The 770-nt window shown below is 43.9% G+C and carries 1 protein-coding gene; it reads left to right on the plus strand.

From position 1 onward, the window contains the following. Positions 1–770: elongation factor Tu (locus ACNQO6_RS18370; protein ID WP_440209906.1), on the plus strand; the 770-nt coding region annotated here is incomplete at both ends.

A 770-nucleotide genomic window follows, 5' to 3' on the forward strand; every position in this document is an offset into this window, starting at 1 on the left:
AAACCACACGTAAACGTGGGTACAATTGGTCACGTTGACCATGGTAAAACAACTTTAACTGCTGCGATTGCAACGATCTGTGCAAAAACTTACGGCGGTGAAGCGAAAGATTACTCACAAATCGACTCAGCTCCTGAAGAAAAAGCACGTGGTATTACAATTAATACATCACACGTAGAATACGATTCTCCAATCCGTCACTACGCTCACGTAGACTGCCCGGGCCACGCCGATTATGTTAAAAACATGATTACTGGTGCTGCTCAGATGGACGGCGCGATCCTTGTATGTGCTGCGACTGATGGTCCAATGCCACAAACTCGTGAACACATCCTTCTTTCACGTCAGGTTGGTGTACCTTACATCGTTGTATTCTTGAACAAGTGTGACCTTGTTGATGACGAAGAATTACTTGAATTGGTAGAAATGGAAGTTCGTGAACTTCTTTCTACTTATGACTTCCCAGGTGATGACACTCCAGTTATCCGTGGTTCAGCGCTTAAAGCGTTGGAAGGTGATGCAGGTCAATATGGCGAATCTTCAGTTATCGCTCTTGTTGAAGCGCTTGACTCTTACATTCCAGAACCAGAACGTGCAATCGACAAAGCATTCTTGATGCCAATCGAAGACGTGTTCTCAATTTCTGGTCGTGGTACTGTAGTAACAGGCCGTGTAGAAGCTGGTATCGTTAAAGTTGGTGAAGAAGTAGAGATCGTTGGTATTAAAGATACAGTTAAAACAACTGTAACTGGCGTAGAAATGTTCCGTAA

The organism is Acinetobacter calcoaceticus, assembly GCF_051947995.1.
GTDB lineage: Bacteria > Pseudomonadota > Gammaproteobacteria > Pseudomonadales > Moraxellaceae > Acinetobacter.